The sequence below is a fragment of the Affinundibacterium seohonense genome, from assembly GCF_014284305.1.
Lineage (GTDB): Bacteria > Pseudomonadota > Gammaproteobacteria > Burkholderiales > Burkholderiaceae_D > Undibacterium > Undibacterium seohonense.
In genome coordinates this window covers 1-474 of record NZ_JACOFW010000088.1, presented here as the reverse complement: position 1 = coordinate 474, position 474 = coordinate 1, and the positions used below count along the sequence as shown (strand labels likewise).

Here is a 474-nt window from a genome sequence, read left to right as displayed (position 1 = left end):
ACAATGTCGTCGAAGGCACGAACTTGGTCTACACCGTCTCCTTGTCGAGCCCAACAACCATCGCCTCGACTTATGCGTATGCGTTGGGTGGTGGAACAGCGACATCGGGCAGTGATTACAACGCCACACCGACGTTCAGTAATGGTGTGACTTTGGTTGGTGGTAATTTGATCGTTCCAGCAGGTGTTACCAACTTTACGGTAACGGTGGCAACAATCGACGATGCCAGCTTAGAGGCAGTGACACCAGAGACCTTACCATTGGTCATCGCTGGCGTGACGGGCGCTGGTGGCATCATCGACAATGACAAGCCAACGATCACCACAGTCGAGCCAGGTACTCCAGGTATCGGCGATGACAATGTGGTCGAAGGTAACAACCTGATTTACACGGTCAGTTTGTCAGCGGCGACATCGAATGTCTCCACCTACGCTTACAGCTTAGGCGGTGGTACAGCGACAGCCGGTAGTGATT

General features: G+C 53.2%; 1 pseudogene. It reads left to right on the top strand.

What is annotated here, in order from left to right:
• Nucleotides 1-474 (top strand): annotated as a pseudogene (locus tag H8K52_RS20670) (hypothetical protein); the annotation flags it as partial.